We start from the raw sequence: 17,844 nt of genomic DNA, 5'->3' as shown, positions 1-17,844 counted from the left end.
GCAAAGGGGTGTCCCCGGACCGCCCGTCGATGGGCGGCCCGGTCCGTGCCGTGTTCACTCCGCGCCGATCTTGCAGTTGTGGTGCCTGACAAACCCGGACATCGACGGCGTGTCCTGGCACCACAAGTGCAAGATCAACGCGCGAGGGGCGGCGTCAGCCGCGCAGGGCGCCTGACATGAAGCCGCGGACGTAGCTGCGCTGCAGGAACAGGAACAGCAGCAGGCAGGGCACCGCCATGAACGTCACGCCGGCCTCCAGCGCGGCGTAGTCGATGGCGCCGAACGAGGCGGTGCGCATGTTCACCACGGCGAGCATCATGGTGAACTTGTCGGTCGAGTTGAGCAGGATGAGCGGGGCGAAGAACTCGCTCCACGAGGTCAGGAACGCGAACAGGCCGACCGTGACCAGGCCGGGCCGCACGGCGTGCAGCATCACCCGGGTCAGGATGCCGAAGCTGGAGCAGCCGTCGATGAGCGCCTGCTCCTCCAGCTCCTTCGGGATGGCCTCGAACGAGTTGCGCATCATGAAGATGGAGAACGGCAGCTGGAACATGATGAGCACGGCGCTGAGCCCGACGAGGGAGTCCTCCAGGCCGATCCAGCCCAGCAGCACGTACAGCGCGATGAGAATCGTCGCGTAGGGCACCATGAGGATCGCCAGGGTCAGCAGGAACAGCGCGTTCTTGCCGGGGAACTGGAAGCGGCCGAACGCGTAGCCGCCCAGGGTGGCGACGACCAGCGTGCCGCCGACGGTGAGCACCGAGACGGCGACGCTGTTGAACACGTGCTCGAAGCGGATGCCGTTGTCGGACGTGAACAGCCGCGAGTAGTTCTCCAGGCCGAAGCCCGTGGGGGTGCGGAACGACGCCCAGGCGCTCCACAGCAGCGGGAACAGGAACAGGATGGCGAGCGCCGCCGCGGTGAGCTTCTTCATGTCAGCCCTTCCTGCGGAGCATGCCGAGCTGCACCACGTTGAAGACGATGAGGACGCCGAGCAGCACCACGGAGATGGCGGCGGCCGAGCCCAGGTCGAGCTCGATGAACGCCTCGCGGTAGATGACCATGACGAGCGAGGTGGTGCTGTTGTCGGGCCCGCCGCGGGTGAGGATCCAGAACTGGTCGAAGGCGAGCAGCGAGCCGGTGACCATGAGGGTCAGCACGAGAGCGATCGTGGTGCGCATGAGCGGCACCGTGATGCGCCGGAAGATCTGCCAGGCGGTGGCGCCGTCGAGGCGGGCGGCCTCGTAGACCTCGACCGGGATCGCCTGCAGGCCGGTGAGCAGGATCAGCATGTTGAACCCGGCGAAGCGCCACAGCACGAGGCCGACGGCGGAGCCCAGCGCCGTGTTCGGGCTGCCGCTGGTCCACGAGACGTAGCCGTCGAGCAGGCCGACCGCCTCCAGGATCCGGTTGACCGGGCCGATCTCGTCGCTGAGCATGCCGAGGAACAGCAGCGAGGCGCTCGCGAAGCCGACCGCGGCGGGCAGGAAGTACGCGGTGCGCAGCAGGCCCACGCCGCGGGAGCGGTGCTGCACGATGAGCGCGAGGCCGAATGAGAGCGCGAACAACAGGACCGTGACGACGACGGTGTACTTCAGGGTGAACCACGCGGCCGTCCCGAGCAGGTCGTCGTCGGAGAGGGCGGCGTAGTTCTCGGGCGCGTTCAGCTCGGGCGGGCCGAGCAGCGGCCAGTGGTGCAGCGACATCCAGGCCACGAGGCCCAGCGGGACGACGAAGAACATGCCGACCACGAACGCCGTCGGAGCGGCGTAGAGGGCACCGATCCACCGTCTCGTGTCGCGGCGTCTCCGGGCGGGTGCCGCCGTGACAGCGGGCGGCTTGGCGGGGGCCAGCAAGGTCATCTTCGCTCCGGTCGGGGGCTCGCTCCCTGGCGGGGGCGGTTGCTCCGGTGGTTGGCCCGCCCCGGGTGGGGCGAGCGCTGCGGTCGGGAGGCCCGCCCCGAGCGGGGCGAGCGCTGCGGTCGGGAGGCCCGCCCCGAGCGGGGCGAGCGCTGCGGTCGGGAGGCCCGCCCCGAGCGGGGCGAGCACCGTGGTGGTCGGTGGCGCACCCGCCCCTCCCTCCCCCGCGATCTTGGAGTTGTGATCGCCGAAATATCGGATATATCAACGTAAGTTCGGGACCACAACTCCAAGATCGCGCGCGGTTCGGCTCGGGGCCCGCCCCCGGACGGCGGGGGCGGGCCGAACGCGGTTACTTCTTCAGGGACGCCGTCAGCGCCGTGGCGCCGTCGTCCAGGGACTTCTTGGCGTCGCCGAACAGGGCGCCGCGGAAGGCGGTGACCCAGGGGCTCTGCGGGTCGTTGTACGTGGCGTTGAAGTTCTTCGCGTAGGGCGTCTTGCCCTTGCCCATCAGGCTGTTGATCTTCACCACGCGCGGGTCGGACGAGGAGTACTTGTTCTCGGCCAGGTCGGTGCGCACCGGGACGCCCTTGCCCTTGGCCACGACCTCGACCTGGGCCTCGTCGCCGAGGGTCCAGGCCAGGAAGTCCCAGGCCTCGGCCGAGTGCTTGCTGGTCGCGCCGATGCCGATCGCGTCGCCGCCGACGAACGTGGACTCGCCGCCGGTCATGCCGCTGATCGGGGCCACACCGAGCTTGAAGGTGGCCTTCTCCTCGATGAGGCCGAGCCAGGCCGACGGGGCCGGTGCGATGCCGATCTTGCCGCTCTGCAGCGCGCCGAGCCAGGTCGGTCCGGCCTCGTCCTTCGACGCCGGGGCCGCGACGCCCTCCTCGTAGAGCTTGCGGTACAGCGCGAAGACCTCCGACATCTCCTTGCCGTTGACCTTGCTCTCGGTGCCGTCCTCGTTCATGACGTCACCGCCCGCCGCCCAGACCGACGGCCACAGGGTGAAGACGTTGCAGCCGCCGCAGTTGCCGCCGAAGTACGTGCCGTTGATGTCGCCGCCGAGCTTGTCGACCGCGCGGGCCGCGTCGGCGAACTCGGTCAGGTTGGTCGGCGCCTTCTCCGGATCGAGGCCGGCCTGCTTGAACAGGTCCTTGTTGTACAGCATGACCGACATGTCGATCGTGTGCGGCACGGCGTAGTTCTTGCCCTTCCAGGTGCCGTTGCGGACGTGGGCGGGGGCCACCTTGTCCTTGACGGGGAGGGCGCCGAACTTGTCGGTGATGTCCAGCCAGAGGCCCTGCGACGCGTACTGGGGTGCGAACACGACGTCGGAGGCGAACAGGTCGGGCAGCGCCTTGGCGCCGGCGGCGGAGGCGAGCTTGGCCGGGTACTCCTCGTTGGGGTACGCCGTGACCTCCACCTTGTTCTTGTGCGTGGCGTTGTAGGCGGTGGCGTACGCCTTCGAGATGGACTCGGTGGCGGCCCGCGTCCAGAGCGTGATGGTGGCGCCACTGTCCGGTGACGCGGACGTCGATGGGGTGTCGTCGCCGCAGGCCGCAGCACTCACGACGAGTAAGGCAGCGACAGTGCTACCGATCCAGCGTTTCAAGGTCCTCTTCCCTTCCCAGATGACACACGATGCTTGTGAGCGTTCTCATTGCGCAAGGGCTTTGGTGCTGTGGCGCACGACGAGGCTGGGTGCCGACCGGTGCTGACCGGTGCGGCGCACGCCCGTCGAGATCTGGGTGACCAGCAGGTTCAGGCTGTCGCGACCGAGCTCGGCGAAGTCCTGCCGGACGGTGGTGAGCGGGGGTTGCAGGTACGGCGCCTCGGGCACGTCGTCGAAGCCGACCACGCTGACGTCCCGCGGCACGGTCCGGCCGGCCTCGTGCAGCGCCCGCAGCATGCCGATCGCCATCTGGTCGTTGCCGCAGAACACCGCGGTGACCGACGGGTCGGCGGCCAGGCGCAGGCCGGCGGCGTGCCCGGACTGCGCGCTCCAGTCGCCCGGCAGCGGCGCCGGCACCGGCCGGCCGGCGTCCTCCAGCGCCGCCCGCCAGCCGGCCTCCCGCTCGCGCGCCTCGGGCCAGTCGGCCGGGCCGGCGACGTGGTACACGGTGGGGTGGCCGAGCTCGATCAGGTGGCGGGTGGCCAGGGCGGCGCCGGCGGCGTTGTCGACCGCGACCATCGGCACCTCCGGATGGCTGTCGCCGTCGATGCCGACGGCGACGATCGGGACGTCGAGGGGGACCTGGCCGAGCGCCGTCCAGGCGGCCGCGACCGGCGCGAGCGTGACGATGCCCTCGACCGACTGCTCGCGCAGGCGGCGGATCGCCTCCCGTACCGATGCCACGTCCAGCTCCCGGGCGCTCGCGATGCTGACGAAGAAGCCGGCCTCCCGGGCCGCCCGCTCGATGGCGTGAACCATGAAGGACGGCCCGAACAGGGTCGTGTCGAAGGTGACCAGCCCGATCGTCTGGGACCGGTTGGTCGCCAGGGTCCTGGCGGCGGCGTTGGGCTGGTAGTCCAGCTTCCGCATCGCCGCCAGGACCCGTTCCCGGGTCTCTGACCGCACGTTGGGGTGGTCGTTGACCACCCGCGACACGGTCTGGTGGGAGACCCCGGCGAGGTGGGCGACGTCCCGCATCGCCGGCGGCCTCCGCACCTCCGTCATCGCGCTACCCGAACGCCTTCACTTCGAGGAGCCCGACGGACTGCGTTCCGCTCTGCAGCAGGACCCGCAGCCTTGTGGTGCTCACGGGGGTGAAGGTGACGTGGTTGTACTGGTTGATCACCGTCGGATACCCGGAGGATCCGGCCACGTCGACGTAGGCGGTGCCGTTCCAGTACTGCAGCTTCCACGACGCCGGCAGCCGCACGCCGCCGTTGTCGTCGAAGAAGTACACGTCGGCGCTGCTCAGCGTCTGCGCGGACGACCAGGTCAGCAGCGCCCACTGCTCGCCGGTGTTGGGCCAGGTCCCCCACCTCGGGTTGACCGTGTCGTTCGACGACGGCGGGTCGATGCCGTCGTTGAGCGCCGCCACGGACTCCCACGACGAGGTGTACGACGCGGACGGCGTGGCGCTCGTGGCGAGGTTCCCGCCGCCGGTCGGCGGTGGCTCGCTGGTGCCGCCGCGGTTGTACACCTTCACCTCGGTGAGGCCGGTCTTGAACCCGGAGGCGTGGGTGACCTGCACCCGCAGCCGGGTCGTGTTGACCGCGGTGAACCGGACCACGTTGTAGTTGGCCTGCGGGCTGGACGGCGTCTTGACCTGCGACGCCGCGTTCACCCAGGCGCTGCCGTTGTAGTACTGGACCTGGTACGAGCTGGGCTGGCGGTACCGGTTGGTGGCCCGGTCGTTGCGGAACCACAGCCGGACCTCGTCGACCGTCCGCGCCTGGCCGAGGTTGAGCTCCAGCCAGTCGGTGGCGTTCGGCGAGCCGTAGGTGCCCCAGATCGGCTCGTTGATCGGGAACCCGTCGACCGCGTTGGCGCCGGCGGTGCCGGAGGCGGTGTAGGACGCCGTCGTGGACACCCCCTGCGCGTAGTTGGTGAGGTTCGCGGTGAGGTCGACGCCGGCCTTGTTGAACATGTCGACCATCTGGGTGCTGTTCTGCGTCACCTGGGTCGGCGACTGCAGGCCCGAGTAGGCCGCGCTGAACTGCACGGTCGCGCTCGTCGTGACCGCACCGGTGTCGGGGTTCCACGTCATCGGCGCCAGGCGGTCGATGGTGGCGACCCGGGTGCCGTTGATGAAGATCGAGTAGCCCTGCGGGATGCCGCTGTACTTCACCACGCCGTCGGCCGGGTCGTCCCAGACGATGCTCAGGTCGGCGTTGCGGTACCGCAGGTTGTTGGCCGCGAAGTTCGGCCAGCCGATGTTCAGCGGGCTGAGCTCGACCAGCTTGTCGCTGCGCGGCCGCAGGCCCATCACGTCCTCGATGACGGTCCAGTTGTTGCTGCCGAGGATGTTGTGGTGGATCCAGGACCGGTAGTCGATCGTCTTCGTGCCGGCGTTCCAGTCGGCCCAGAACTCGTTCGCGTCGGGCCACTGGGTGTTGCCGCCGATGTACTGCGCCCAGGCGTTCCAGTACAGCAGCTTCTTGTAGTCCTCGACCGTCATCCACTGGTTCGGATAGTTGCGCAGCACCGACGAGTAGAGCCGGAACTGCACGGTGGAGTTGATGGTCGAGAAGTTGTTGCTGCCGGGCTGGCCGGCCGCGGCGGCCGCCGCCTTGTCCTTCTGGTTGGCGGTGAAGAACGGGAAGATCGGGTACTCGGCCGGGTCGGCGAACAGGCGCAGCGCCTGCTTGTACTCGTCGGTGTTGGGCATCGCGCCGACCGAGAACGGGTAGTAGTTGTTGATCTCTTTCCAGGGCACGAGCGTGTTCGTGCCGACGTGCCGGTGCTCGATGAGCTTGTTCGTCGAGTCCCAGAGGTACGTCACGATGCCGTTGCGGACCCGGTCCGCGATCGCCTGCATCTCGGCGGCCTTGGTGGTGTTGCCGATCGCCGTGTACGCCTGGGCCGCGGCCAGGGCGCCGCTGTAGACGTAGGCGGACTCGGCCCGGTCGAGGTTGCCGGAGCGCCAGTGGAACGACACGGCGTCGGCGTCGTTGCCGGTGAGCGCGCCCCAGTCGTACTCGATGAGGCCGTTGTTGTTGTGGTCGTAGTACGCGAGCTGGCCCTTCGCGTCGCCCTCGGCGTACTTGGCCAGGTTGGCCGCGATCGCCGGCTGGCCGCCGTGGATCTGGTAGCTGCGCCAGGCCGCCTCGGCGATGTACTGGGTGTAGCTGTTCGACCAGTTCTCCGGGTCACCCGGGTTGTCCATGAACCGGCCGCCCTTCGACACCTGGCCGGCCGACACCCACGAGCCGTAGGACAGGGCCGGGTTGCGCAGGTACTTCAGGTCGTCGATGTGCATCGGCTGGGTGAGCACGATGGCGTTGTTGTAGCCCAGCGCCCCCTCGACCGGGATCGGGAACTGGAAGTCCTGACCGGGGATGTCGGCGTCGAGGAAGTTGAACCGCATGAGCCACCAGCGGTAGTAGATCTCCTTCTTGATGGCCGGCTCGGGGACGTCCAGGTAGGGCACGTTCTGCGCCCACCAGCGGTTGTAGTCGCGCACGTGGGTGGCGAACGCGGTGGAGGCCGTGTAGCCCTTGTACGTGTTGTACTCGGTCAGCGACGCCGGGATCTCGTTGGCGACGAAGCCCATGAGCACCTTGGTGGTGACCGTGGCGCCGGCCGCGACCGTCACCGACCGGTTCAGCCCGCCGCTGCTGACCGTGAAGCCGTCGCCGGACAGCCGGGGGTACAGCGTGGTGAGGTTGTTCTTGACGTTGACCTGGCCGGTCAGCTCGTTGCCGCTGCCGCTGGTCGCGTAGGGCGACGTCGCCCGCAGCGTGATGGTCGCGGACGAGCTGCCGCTGTTGGTGATCGCCAGGTTGGCGACCGCCACGTTGTTGTTGGTGATGAACTTCGTCTGGTCGATGCGGATGCTGCCGCTGGTGTGCACGCTCTTCCAGTGACTCGGCGCCTGCCAGCGGGAGCTCACCTGCTCGGTGAACGTGCCGGGCGACGCCGTGACCGTGAAGGCGTTCGCGTTGCTGATGCTCTCCCAGTAGGCGACCTGGCCGGCGAAGCCGAGCGTGCCGGGTGTGTGCGTCTTCATGAACAGCGCACGCCCGCGGCTCATCAGCCAGGTGCCCGCCGGGTCGTTGCCGGGCCGGGCGAGCAGCCGGTCCATCCAGAAGTCGGTGCCCCCGGCCTCCGCGTCGTAGATCGCCTGCATGGTGTTGCCCGTGCTGAGCCCCACGGGCGGCTGCGGGACGGCGGGCCCGCTGAACGTGGGGTAGCCGATGGTCTGGGCCGCGGACGCCGAAGTGGCGGTCAGCGTCACGGCCGCGAGGGATCCGGTGAGGACGGTCGTCAACGCGAGTGCCAGTCTGGATCTCCAGCGGGGGTGTGGCATCGCGTCACCTCCTAGTTCGGGTCAGGACGGAGTGGTGGGCAGCCAGATCCGCATCGTCGACGGGCCCCGGCGGGCCCAGCGGTGGTAGGGGACGAGAGGGATCACGACGGGATCGGGCTGTTCGGCGGTCTGGGGTTCGCCACGGTACGGCCAGCCGCCGGCGACGGGCAGGATCCGGCGGCCTTTCACCGCCGTGGCCTCGGGTGCGACCGACGTGTCGACCCGTAGCTCGTCGAGCGAGACGCCGTCCTCCTGGTCGACGGACTCGGCGCACATGACGACCGGCCCGACCTCGACGGCGGCACACCCGCGCAGCGCGTCCGCGCGCGGGTCGGGGAACGTCCAGCGCGGACGCATGTTCAGCTCCACGCGGATCTGCTGGTTCGGTTCGCTCACCCGGTGCTGCCGGGTTCCGCCGCCGGCCCACTGCGGCACCCGCAGCGTCAGCGTGCGCGGCGTCTCGGGCGCCTCGACGACGGTGATCGTGACGGCGCCCTGGTCCGGGTAGGCGGTGTCGACGTCGAGCACCATGCCGCCGGCCTCGACCCGCATCGGCGCGTACTGGTGCAGCTGCACCCCGCCGTCGTCCTCGGTGACCAGGTAGGTGCCGAGCGACGCGACCAAGCGGCCGACGTTGTTGAGGCAGCAGGACACCTCGAACCACGGCGCCCGCGGGCCGCCGCCGAAGCGCAGCTGCTCGCGGTCGAGCGGCAGCACCTCGGTCTGGGTCCGCTGGTGGAGGGTGTTGGCGTAGAAGAACGACCGGCCGTCGTCGGCGACCGCGGTCGCGACCACGTTGTGCAGCACCCGGTCGACGATGTCGCCGTAGCGCAGCTCGCCGGTGGCCAGCAGCAGCCGGTGGGCCAGCATGATCGTGGCGACCCCGGCGCAGGTCTCGGAGTAGGCGCGGTCGGGCGGCAGGGCCCAGTCGTCGCCGAAGCTCTCGTCGAGGTGCCGCGAGCCCATGCCGCCGCTGATGTGGGTGCGCCGCTCCAGGGTGCGGTCGAACTGCCGGGCCACCGCGGCCAGCAGGTCGTCGTCGCCGGTCTCCACGGCCACGTCGACCGCGCCGGCGGCCAGGTAGAGGGCGCGCACGGCGTGGCCCTGGAACACCTCGCCGTCGCGGACCGGGATCGCGTCCTGGAAGTACCGCCACCCGAACTCGTGCTCGGGAAGGCTGCGGTGGCCGCGGCGCTCGACGAACTTGCGGGCCTGGTCGAGGTAGCGCTCGTCGCCGGTCACGCGGAACAGCTCCACGAGGCCGGTCTCGACCTCCGGGTGGCCGCAGAAGCCCTCGTCGGCGAAGCGCACGCAGACGTGGTCGGCGACCCGGCGGGCGATGTCGAGCAGCTGCTCCGGCGCGGCGCCGGTCCGGGCGCCGGCGACGGCCGCCTGCAGGAAGTGGCCCGCGCAGTACAGGTCGTGGCCGAAGTTGAAGTCCGCGTACCGCGGCGGCTGGCCGGGCCGCCCGTACGCCGTGTGCAGGTAGCCGTCCCCGGCCTGGGCGCCCGCGACGAGCGCCGTGAGCTCGGCGAGCTGCGCGGCGTGCGAGGTGCCGCCGGGCCGGCCGGTCTCCCAGGACAGCGCCTCCATCAGCTTGTACACCTCGGAGTCGGAGAACTCCCGGCCGCGCCGCACCGGGCTGATCGGCTCGACGAAGTTCCCCGTCCAGCCCAGCCGGTCCAGCCACGTGCGGGAGTGCTCCACCGTGGCGGTGCCGTTGACCGCCTGGCGCTGCCCCCAGAACCCGCCGGTGATCCGCACCTGGTGCAGGCCGACGGGCCGCAGCGCGCCGCGTGAGGGCACGACCGGTCCCCGGATGGCTGTCACCGCCACCGCCTCTCCGAAAAACTCGAAAACCTTTTCGGAGATTCTGGCCGTCCGTTACCGGTGTGTCAACGGTCTCTTCCCTTGGAGAGTCCACGTTGTGACAGTGGCGCCTGGCCGGCTATGCTCGCCGAAATATTTTCGGAGGGCAGCAGCTCTCGGGGGGCAGTGTGGCTTCGGTGGGCAGGAAACGGGCGCAGGTCACGCTGACCGACGTCGCCAAGCGGGCGGGCGTGTCGGTGGCGACGGCGTCGAAGGCACTCAACGCCCGCGACGAGGTCGCCCCGGCGACCCGCCGCCGGGTGCAGCAGGCGGCCGAGGAGCTGTCGTTCCAGCCGAATGTGCTGGCCCGCGGCCTGATCTCGGGCAACACCCGCACGATCGGGCTGCTGACCGACGAGCTGTCGGCCGCCCGGTTCGCGATCCCGGTCCTGCTCGGCGCCGAGAACGCGCTGGGCAACGAGCAGATGAGCGTGCTGCTGTGCGACGCCCGCGGCGACTCGATCCGCCGCCAGCACTACATCCGCACGCTGCTGGCCCGGCAGGTCGACGGCTTCATCATCCTGGGCGACGCCAACGACCTGCGGCCGTCGCTGACCCGCGACATCCCCGTCCCGGTCGTCTACGCGTACTGCGAGTCCGACGACCCGGCCGACCTCTCGGTGGTGGCCGACGACGCGGGCGGCGCCCGGCTGGCCGCCGAGCACCTGGTCTCGCTGGGCCGCCGGCGGATCGCCCACATCACCGGCGACCACTCGTACCGCGCGGCCCGCGACCGCGCCGCCGCCCTGACCGCGGTGCTGTCCGACGTCGGGCTGCCGCTGGTCGGCGAGCCGCTCTTCGGCCAGTGGTCGCAGCGCTGGGGCCGGCACGCCACGGCCCGCCTGATGGCCTCCCACCCGGACGTCGACGCCATCTTCTGCGGCAGCGACCAGATCGCCGCGGGCGTGACCGAGTCCCTGCGCGAACTCGGCCGCACCGTGCCCGACGACGTCGCGGTGGTCGGCTACGACAACTGGGAGGTCTTCGCGGCCGAGTGCCGCCCGCCGCTGACGACGGTGGACCTCAACCTGGAGCAGCTCGGCGCCACGGCGGTCCAGCACCTGTTCGCGGCCCTGGACGGCGACCGCCACGGCGGCGTGATCCGCCAGCCGGGCCGCCTGGTCGTCCGCGAGTCCACCGGCGTCGCCCCGGCCCCCCGCTGACCGCGCGCCTCGGGGCGGCGTTCCAGTTCCATGATCGATGGAGCATTCCGGTTGCCATCACAGCCGGAACGCTCCATCGATCATGAGCCAGTGCCCGCATCGAGGGTGTGCAGCGCCCGGCGGTACCGGGCCTCCGCCTCCACCGCCGCCTCCAGCAGCTGCCGCGAGATCACGCGTCCTCCCCATCGGCCGCCGGACCGGTGCGGTAGGCGACCGGGAGCCAGGCCGACCGGCTGGCCTGGTCGACGCCGGCGCCGAGGCCGGACAGCCAGGTGCCGACGTCGGTGGCGTGCGGGTGCCCGTGCAGGCGCAGGCCGATGCGGGCGGCCTCGGCGGCGATGCCGGCCAGCTCGGCCCGCACGAGCAGGACCCGGTCGCGCAGCGGCAGGGTCGGCGACGGGCCGAGGCGGCCGGTGAGGTCGCCCATCGGGTCGGCGGCGAGCGCGGCGACCAGGGCCGGCCAGCTCGGGCCGCTCGCCCGGGCGGGTGCCGTCGGCGAGGGTCGTGTCGTCGTCGGGGGCGACCGCCTGCCCGACCGCGGCGATCCGGATGTACCGCCCCGCGCGCAGCTCCACGACGTGCAGCAGCCGCGTCAGCTCGTCGTGGACGGCGCCCGGCGGCACCCCGTCGACGGCGGCCCGGCACCGCTCGACGGCCGCGCCGAGCCGGCCGGCGTGGCGCTGCCAGTGCCCGGTGCCGGCGCCGCCGTTCGGCTGGTCGCGGGCCTCGCGCAGGCTCACCGGCACGCCGGGCCGGCCGATCCCGGCGGCCAGGGCCCGCACCCGCACCGGATCCACCGGCGGCGGTTCGGGGAGGTCGGGCTCCCCGTCGCCGCCGGGCACCGCCGGGCGCAGCCGCAGCGGCCGATCGTCAGCTGTCACACCTCCAGTCTCAACGGCCGCGCAAGGGCTTGCAGCGCGGTCACGGACGGGCCACCATCTCCCGTATGCATCTGCCGGGGCTCGAGGGCTGACGGCGATGACGGCCGCCGCGATCGAGACGGGCCACGGCACCATGCCGGTCTACATCGCCACGCCGCGCGGGCCCGGCCCGCACCCCGGGGTCGTCGTCATCCACGACGCCATGGGCATGGGGCAGGACGTGCGCAACCAGGCCGACTGGCTGGCCCGGGAGGGGTTCCTGGCGATCGCGCCGGACCTGTTCTTCGACGGCCGGCGACTCCGGTGCCTGGGCACCGCGGTCGGCGACCTGCGCCGCCGCTCGGGCCGCACGTTCGACGACGTGGAGGCGGTCCGCCGCTGGCTCGCCGAGCGGCCGTGCTGCACCGGCCGGATCGGGGTGGTCGGGTTCTGCCTGGGCGGCGGGTTCGCGCTGCTGCTCGCGCCCGGCCACGGCTTCGGCGCGGTGAGCGCCAACTACGGCATGCTGCCGAAGGACCCGGCGGCGGCGCTGGCCGGCGCCTGCCCGGTGGTGGCCAGCTTCGGCGCCCGCGACCTCACGCTGCGCGGCGCCGCGGACCGTCTGGAGCGCGCGCTGGAGGCCAACGACGTGCCCCGCGACGTGCGCGAGTACGCGGCCGCGGGGCACGGGTTCCTCAACGACCACAGGGGCGCCGGCGACCCGACGCCGCTGCTGGTGCGGCTGTCGAAGCCGGTCCTGCGGTACGGGCCGCACGAGCCGTCGGCGGCCGACGCCCGGGCGCGGATCGTCGCGTTCTTCAAGACCCACCTGGCGGGGCCGCCGGCTGACGGCCCCGCCCCGGCGGACACCTAGACGGTGTAGGGGATCGTCAGCGTCGACTGGCGGCCGTTGGCGGCCGAGGCGTCGATGCGGACGGTGGTGCTGGCGTTGCCGATCGCGTTCCACAGCTCCAGCCGCACGCAGCCGCGGTTCATCGCCGCGAGGGTGCCGCTGGACGAGGCGAGGCCGACCGCCTGGGTGTACTGCTCCGTGCCCACGACCGGGTCGGTGGCGAAGTAGCGGTAGGTCTCGACCCGGCCGTAGGTGCCGCCGCCGGTGAAGTCGTACGAGACGCGAGCCTGGACGCCCTGCGCCACGGCCGTTCCGGCGTCGACGTGCAACGTGAAGGCGGTCGACCCGCCGTTCAGGCTGCCGGTGATCCCGCAGACCTGGTAGGTGACCGGGTTGTGCGGGTTGCCGTCCCAGTTGCCGTTGGCGGCGGTGATCGTCTGCGTCCCGGCCGCGGTGCCGGCCGTGGTCGACAGCGCCGGGCCGCCGCGCAGGTAGAACAGGTTCGACCCCACGGGCGGGTTCGACGGCGGCGGGCTGGACGGGGGCTGGCTCGACGGGGGCGGCGACGACGGCGGCTGGCTCGACGGCGGGGTGCTGGTGCCGTTGCCACCGCTCCAGGTCCACGCGCCGGTCGTCGCCGTCTTGCCGGCGCCCACGGTGAGGGTGCGGCCGTCGGAGAAGGTGACGGTGATCGGGGCGGTGCCCAGGTTGGTCGCCGCGTACGTGCGGGCGCCGTTCTTGTTGAACACCGCGTAGAGCGGCGTGTTGGCGGTGATCGTGGTGTCGACCTGGCCCAGGGCCGCGAGGTTGCGGATCCAGTGGAACGTGTGGGCCCGGCTCTCACCCTCCTCCGGCGTGTAGCCGGGGTTGTTGCGCAGGTTCGTCAGGGCCTGGTCGCCGTTGCCGAGGGCCTGGAAGGACCACAGGATGTCCTGCCACACCGTCGGCTGGCCGCCGTTGTTCGTGACCAGCTCGTTCCAGTTGGTGGTCACGTACGACGGGCGGTACCCCAGGTACAACGACCCGCCGGTCACCGGCAGCATGTTGATGCCCTGGATCATCTCGGGCTCGGCGCTGAACCAGGTGGCGTAGGCGCCGCCGTCGCCCCAGACCATGCCGACGGTGTTGTGCCCGAAGGCGGCCGGGAAGTTCTGGTTCTGGGAGTCGAACCAGTACTCCTGGATCGCCTGCGCCTGGGTGGTGTAGATGTACAGGCCGGCGTCGCGCACGGCGGTGTTGCCGGTCGCGATGCCCCACTGGATCAGGGCGTTGGCGAAGTTCATGCCCTCCGACGAGGACTCCTGGTTGTTGCCGGCGCCGAAGGAGCCGTGGCCGGACGCCCAGTCGTGCCCGGCGTAGATGTCGAAGTCGCGCAGGAACGGGAACATCGTGTCGCTGCGGTCGGGGTTGTTGGCGTCGCGGATGAGCAGGTTCACCATGCCGCCGTAGGCGCCGTTGGCGGCCCAGGCCGGGTCGAACTTGGCGAGCGTCGCCGCAGCCGCGATGTAGTAGCCGTAGTGGAAGTGGTGGTCGTTGAGCTCCTGGTCGGAGCCGTACGACGCCGGGTAGCCGATGAGCGTGCCCCACGCCGCGTCGTAGGCGAACAGCCGGCCGGTTTCGCCGGAGCCGGCGGTGAACCAGTCGGTGAGCCGGGTGCGGATCGCGTTGAGCAGGCTGTCGCGCTGCGCGGTGCGGCCGAGCTGGTCGGCGATCTCGGCGGCGCGGGCGGCGCGGCCGAGGCCCTTGCCGGTCCAGTAGGTGTCGTTGCCGAAGCCGGCGAGCGGGTCGCCGGTCGCGACCTGGTCGAGGTAGCCGCCGAGGGTGGTCAGGTCGGCGCCCGAGGACGTCGCGACGGCGGGGATCTCCGGCAGTACACCCTGGAACTTCGTGGCCGTCGTGAACGCTCCGGCGCCGGTCAGGACCTTCATCGCCCCGCGCGGGGAGACGTAGGTCTGCGTGATCGGCGTGCTGCCGCTGAGGTTCTTCCACTGGTGCGGGTAGAGGGCGACGACCGTGCCCGAGCCGCTGCCCTCGCGGGCCGTCGTGGTGAACGTGTAGGTCGCGTTCACCGTGCTCGTGGCCTGGTTGTACGACCAGCCGACGCGGGTGCCGGTGACGTGGTTGTGGGCGTACTGCCCGTAGGTGTTCGCCAGGGCCGTGCGGTCGGCGGCGGGCGTCGACGGCGTCGTGGGCAGCAGCGCGACCGAGAAGAAGTCGCGGCCGGCGAGCGCCGAGGTGATCGTGGTGCCGCTGACCGTCCAGGTGGCGCCGGTCGGGGCGTACGCCATGTAGTCGTGGCCGCGGACGGTGAAGCCGATCCGGTTGCCGCTGTTGGACCACACGGCCGGCGCGCCGCCGAAGCTCAGCTGGGCGTTGCCGCCGGTGGTGCGGGCGTAGACGAACGGCAGGCCGTGGCCGATCGTGGCGCGCAGGGTGCGGGCGCCGTCGGACCACGACGGCGTGACCGTCCAGTCGGTCCAGCCGTCGACGAGCGTGTTCGGCGCGTTGAGGCCGGTGACGCCGAGGGTGAACTCGGTCGCGTACGGGTAGTGGTACTCCCCCACGCCGGTGGCCGTGCCGGAGATCGCGGCGTCGGTGGTGTAGCCGACGCCGAGACCGCCGGCGCTCGGCTGGAACGACATCGGGTGGGCGTGCAGCGGCGTCGAGTAGGCGCACTCGGTGCGCTTGAACAGCAGCGCCGACCACCAGTCGTTGGTCGGCACCGGGCCGGAGGGGGCGTTGGCGGTGACGAACTGCCGCGGGTTGGTGCCGACGCTGCCGCAGCCGGTGGGCCCGGACGTGCCGGCCGGCCGGGAGGTGGCGTAGCTGCCGGAGCCGAGGGTGGCGGCCTCGGCGTCGGGGAGCGTCAGGAAGGTCACGACGGTGGCGACCACCGCGACGGCGATCGCGCCGGCAGCGAAGGGCCGGCCTCGGGCAAGGCGCATGAAGGACTCCGTGTCGTCTGAAGTGGCGGCTTCCACAGGTCCCTGCGAATGATGCGGACCGCGGCGACCGATGTCAATGGCCAGCTCGCGGAGAGCGCTCTCTACTCACGGTCTGACCTGCGGAAACGTTTTGAGAGCGCTCTCGGCTCGCGGGCGCGGCACACTCGATGCATGCGGATGCGGCTGACGGAGCGGTGGACCGTCGAACTGGCGGGGGCGTGGGAGCGCCGCCGGCAGCGCCAGGCGCAGCGCCCGGCCGTCTGGACCGGGCCGGCCGGGCTGCTGCAGGTGCTCGACGTGACGACGGCCGGCTCGCGCGACGTGAGCGAGCTGGACCTCCTCGCGGCGCTCGCCGGCGAGGTGCCGCCCGGGTCCACCGGCCGGCTCGGCGAGGCCGGCCGGGACGGGATCGGGCACCGCGCGGCCTGGCTCTTCCCCGACACGCTGTGGGGATACACGTTCGTCGACGGCCGCTACGTGCGCACGGTGTTCGTCAGCGCCGACGCCGACCTGCGCTGGGCCTTCACCGCCTGGCGGTCGATCCGCTACGAGACGTGATCCGGGGCGTTCTCCGGAGCGCTCTCCGCGGCGCTCTCCGGAGCGCTCTCCGGGGCGTGATCCGGCCAGTGCACCAGCGTGTGGTGCAGGGCGTCGAGGGCGCGGCGCCACGAGTCGTCGAGCGAGCGCGGGTGGGCGAAGCCGCCGTTGCTCTCCAGCACCGCGAAGCCGTGGAAGGCGCTGCGCAGCAGCCGCGCCGCGTCGGTGAGGTCGGGGTCGGCCAGGCCGTAGCCGCGCAGCATCCCGTGCGTCAGCTCGACGCTGCGGAACATGGCGGCCGTGCCCTCGGTCACCGCCGGGTCGAGCGGCCGCTGGGTCGCCGCGTAGCGGCCCGGGCGCTCGACGGCGAAGGCACGGTACATGTCGGCGAAGGCCACGAGCGCGTCCTTGCCCGACCGGCCCACGACCGCGAACGCGATCCGGTCGGTCATCTCCTCCGCGGCCAGCAGGGCGATCCGCGTGCGCAGGTCGTCGAGGCTCCTCACGTGCGAATACAGGCTGGCGTCCTTCACGCCGAGCCGCCGCGCCACGGCCGACACCGTGAGGGCGGGCAGCCCGACCTCGTCGGCGAGGTCGGCCGCCGCCTTGACCACGATCTCGGTCGTGAGCCCCTTCCTAGAGTTGATAACCATTTGCCTAGGGTATCTAGGCAACGTACCGTCGGGCAACGTGAAGGCACTCTCCGACCGCGACATCCGCACGTCGTTCGTCAACTGCTCCAAGGGCGAGGCCCAGCGGGCGGCGCTGCCGCGCGACCTCGCCGAGCGGCCCTGGGCCGACCTCGACTTCCTCGGCTGGCGAGATCCGGGCGCGCCGGACCGCGCCTATCTCGTGGCCGAGCACGGCGACCGCCTGGTCGGCGTCTCGCTGCGCATCGCGGCCCAGCGGCGCGGCCTGCTGCACCGCGGCATGTGCTCGCTGTGCCTGACCACCCACCCGGGCCCGGGCGTGACGATGATGACCGGGCGCCGCGCCGGGCAGGCCGGACGCGACGGCAACTCGATCGGCCTGTACGTGTGCACGGACCTGGCCTGCTCGCTGTACATCCGGGGAAAGAAGCGCCCGGAGCTCGGCGGCCGGTTCGACGAGACGCTGTCGCTGGACGAGCAGATCGGGCGCACCCGCGGCAAGCTGGCGGCGTTCCTGGATCAGATCCTGGTGTCGTCGGCGCAACAGCCGGCCGGCACGGAACCCGACTGACGGCCGGCGGGCGGGCGGCGATGCTGGTCGCCGTGTCGAGCCTCAACTCGGGCGCCGGTGCCGCCCGCCTCACCGGCCTCATCCTGCTGCCGGTCGCCGTCCTGCTGTCGTTCGTCGCGCTCGCGCTGCGCGGCGTCGAACTCCTCGCCGTCGCCGCGGTGGCGGTCGCGCTGTTCGCCACCGGCCTGCCGCTGCTCGTGATCGGCGCGCGGAACCTCGCCCGGCAGCGGCGGGTGCTGCGCACCGGCACCCCGGCCCTGGCGACCGTCGTGGCGGTCGGCGACCTGTCGGCCGACCCGGACGAGCACCAGGTGACCCGCATCGACCTGGCGATCCCGACCCCGGCCGGGCCGGTCGCCGCCCGGGTGCGGCAGGTCGTGCCGCCCGCGCTCGTCCGGCTGGTCGGGCCGGGCGTGCTGCTGCCGGTCCGGTACGACCCGGCCGACCCCTCGGTGGCGGTGGTCGACTGGGAGCACGCGCAGGAGCCGCGCCGCGTCGGCGGTTCTGTCGCGGTGGACCTGACTATCGGTCTGCTCGGTTGAATCTTTCCTTCATC

General features: G+C 71.7%; 14 protein-coding genes. 5 read left to right on the top strand and 9 right to left on the bottom strand.

The window, feature by feature from the left end; genetic code table 11:
• Positions 1-154: 154 nt before the first annotated feature.
• The 6 genes from IEZ31_RS42190 to IEZ31_RS42165 all read right to left on the bottom strand — a co-directional run bounded on the left by IEZ31_RS42190 (position 155) and on the right by IEZ31_RS42165 (position 9,670).
• On the bottom strand, positions 155-934 hold the full coding sequence (locus IEZ31_RS42190; protein ID WP_190255747.1) for a carbohydrate ABC transporter permease: 780 nt from the start codon (positions 932-934) through the stop codon (positions 155-157).
• 1 nt (position 935) lies between these two features.
• Entirely contained in the window at positions 936-1,862 is a 927-nt protein-coding gene (locus IEZ31_RS42185; protein ID WP_190255746.1) for a carbohydrate ABC transporter permease, read from the bottom strand.
• A gap of 349 nt (positions 1,863-2,211) precedes the next feature.
• Positions 2,212-3,432: an ABC transporter substrate-binding protein gene (locus IEZ31_RS42180; protein WP_229836573.1), complete on the bottom strand. Its 1,221-nt coding sequence runs from the start codon at positions 3,430-3,432 to the stop codon at positions 2,212-2,214.
• An 87-nt stretch (positions 3,433-3,519) separates the two neighbouring features.
• Positions 3,520-4,539 carry a LacI family DNA-binding transcriptional regulator gene (locus IEZ31_RS42175; protein ID WP_229836570.1) on the bottom strand — a complete coding sequence of 340 codons (1,020 nt, stop codon included), beginning with the start codon at positions 4,537-4,539 and terminating at the stop codon, positions 3,520-3,522.
• Positions 4,540-4,543: 4 nt separating this feature from the next.
• The gene (locus IEZ31_RS42170; protein ID WP_229836569.1) at positions 4,544-7,801 is read right to left on the bottom strand and encodes a discoidin domain-containing protein; all 3,258 of its coding nucleotides are present in this window, start codon (positions 7,799-7,801) and stop codon (positions 4,544-4,546) included.
• Positions 7,802-7,861: 60 nt separating this feature from the next.
• The gene (locus IEZ31_RS42165; RefSeq protein ID WP_229836567.1) at positions 7,862-9,670 is read right to left on the bottom strand and encodes a glycoside hydrolase family 127 protein; all 1,809 of its coding nucleotides are present in this window, start codon (positions 9,668-9,670) and stop codon (positions 7,862-7,864) included.
• Positions 9,671-9,846: 176 nt separating this feature from the next.
• Between IEZ31_RS42165 and IEZ31_RS42160 the strand changes: the two genes are divergently transcribed.
• The gene (locus tag IEZ31_RS42160; protein ID WP_190255744.1) at positions 9,847-10,872 is read left to right on the top strand and encodes a LacI family DNA-binding transcriptional regulator; all 1,026 of its coding nucleotides are present in this window, start codon (positions 9,847-9,849) and stop codon (positions 10,870-10,872) included.
• Positions 10,873-11,041: 169 nt separating this feature from the next.
• Here IEZ31_RS42160 and IEZ31_RS42155 read toward each other — a convergent pair whose 3' ends face one another.
• Positions 11,042-11,299 (bottom strand): hypothetical protein, encoded by a 258-nt coding sequence (locus tag IEZ31_RS42155; protein ID WP_190255743.1) that lies wholly within the window; start codon positions 11,297-11,299, stop codon positions 11,042-11,044.
• Positions 11,300-11,850: 551 nt separating this feature from the next.
• Here IEZ31_RS42155 and IEZ31_RS42150 point away from each other — a divergent pair.
• Positions 11,851-12,606 (top strand): dienelactone hydrolase family protein, encoded by a 756-nt coding sequence (locus tag IEZ31_RS42150; protein ID WP_190255742.1) that lies wholly within the window; start codon positions 11,851-11,853, stop codon positions 12,604-12,606.
• Here IEZ31_RS42150 and IEZ31_RS42145 read toward each other — a convergent pair.
• A complete protein-coding gene (locus IEZ31_RS42145) occupies positions 12,603-15,530 on the bottom strand; it encodes a glycosyl hydrolase (RefSeq protein WP_190255741.1) in 2,928 nt (975 codons plus the stop codon). The genes IEZ31_RS42150 and IEZ31_RS42145 overlap by 4 nt on opposite strands.
• 171 nt (positions 15,531-15,701) lie before the next feature.
• Here IEZ31_RS42145 and IEZ31_RS42140 point away from each other — a divergent pair, with 171 nt between their 5' ends.
• On the top strand, positions 15,702-16,088 hold the full coding sequence (locus IEZ31_RS42140; RefSeq protein WP_190255740.1) for a hypothetical protein: 387 nt from the start codon (positions 15,702-15,704) through the stop codon (positions 16,086-16,088).
• Here IEZ31_RS42140 and IEZ31_RS42135 read toward each other — a convergent pair.
• Positions 16,076-16,720 carry a TetR/AcrR family transcriptional regulator gene (locus IEZ31_RS42135; protein WP_190255739.1) on the bottom strand — a complete coding sequence of 215 codons (645 nt, stop codon included), beginning with the start codon at positions 16,718-16,720 and terminating at the stop codon, positions 16,076-16,078. The two genes, IEZ31_RS42140 and IEZ31_RS42135, sit on opposite strands and share 13 nt — an antisense overlap.
• Positions 16,721-16,757: 37 nt before the next feature.
• Between IEZ31_RS42135 and IEZ31_RS42130 the strand changes: the two genes are divergently transcribed.
• Both IEZ31_RS42130 and IEZ31_RS42125 read left to right on the top strand, forming a co-directional pair.
• A complete protein-coding gene (locus IEZ31_RS42130) occupies positions 16,758-17,288 on the top strand; it encodes an FBP domain-containing protein (RefSeq protein WP_190255738.1) in 531 nt (176 codons plus the stop codon).
• Between the two features lie 32 nt (positions 17,289-17,320).
• The gene (locus IEZ31_RS42125) at positions 17,321-17,830 is read left to right on the top strand and encodes a DUF3592 domain-containing protein (RefSeq protein WP_190255737.1); all 510 of its coding nucleotides are present in this window, start codon (positions 17,321-17,323) and stop codon (positions 17,828-17,830) included.
• Positions 17,831-17,844: the final 14 nt, after the last annotated feature.

It is taken from the genome of Dactylosporangium sucinum, from assembly GCF_014647515.1.
Taxonomy (GTDB): Bacteria; Actinomycetota; Actinomycetes; order Mycobacteriales; family Micromonosporaceae; genus Dactylosporangium; species Dactylosporangium sucinum.
This window is presented reverse-complemented; position numbering and strand designations above follow the sequence as displayed.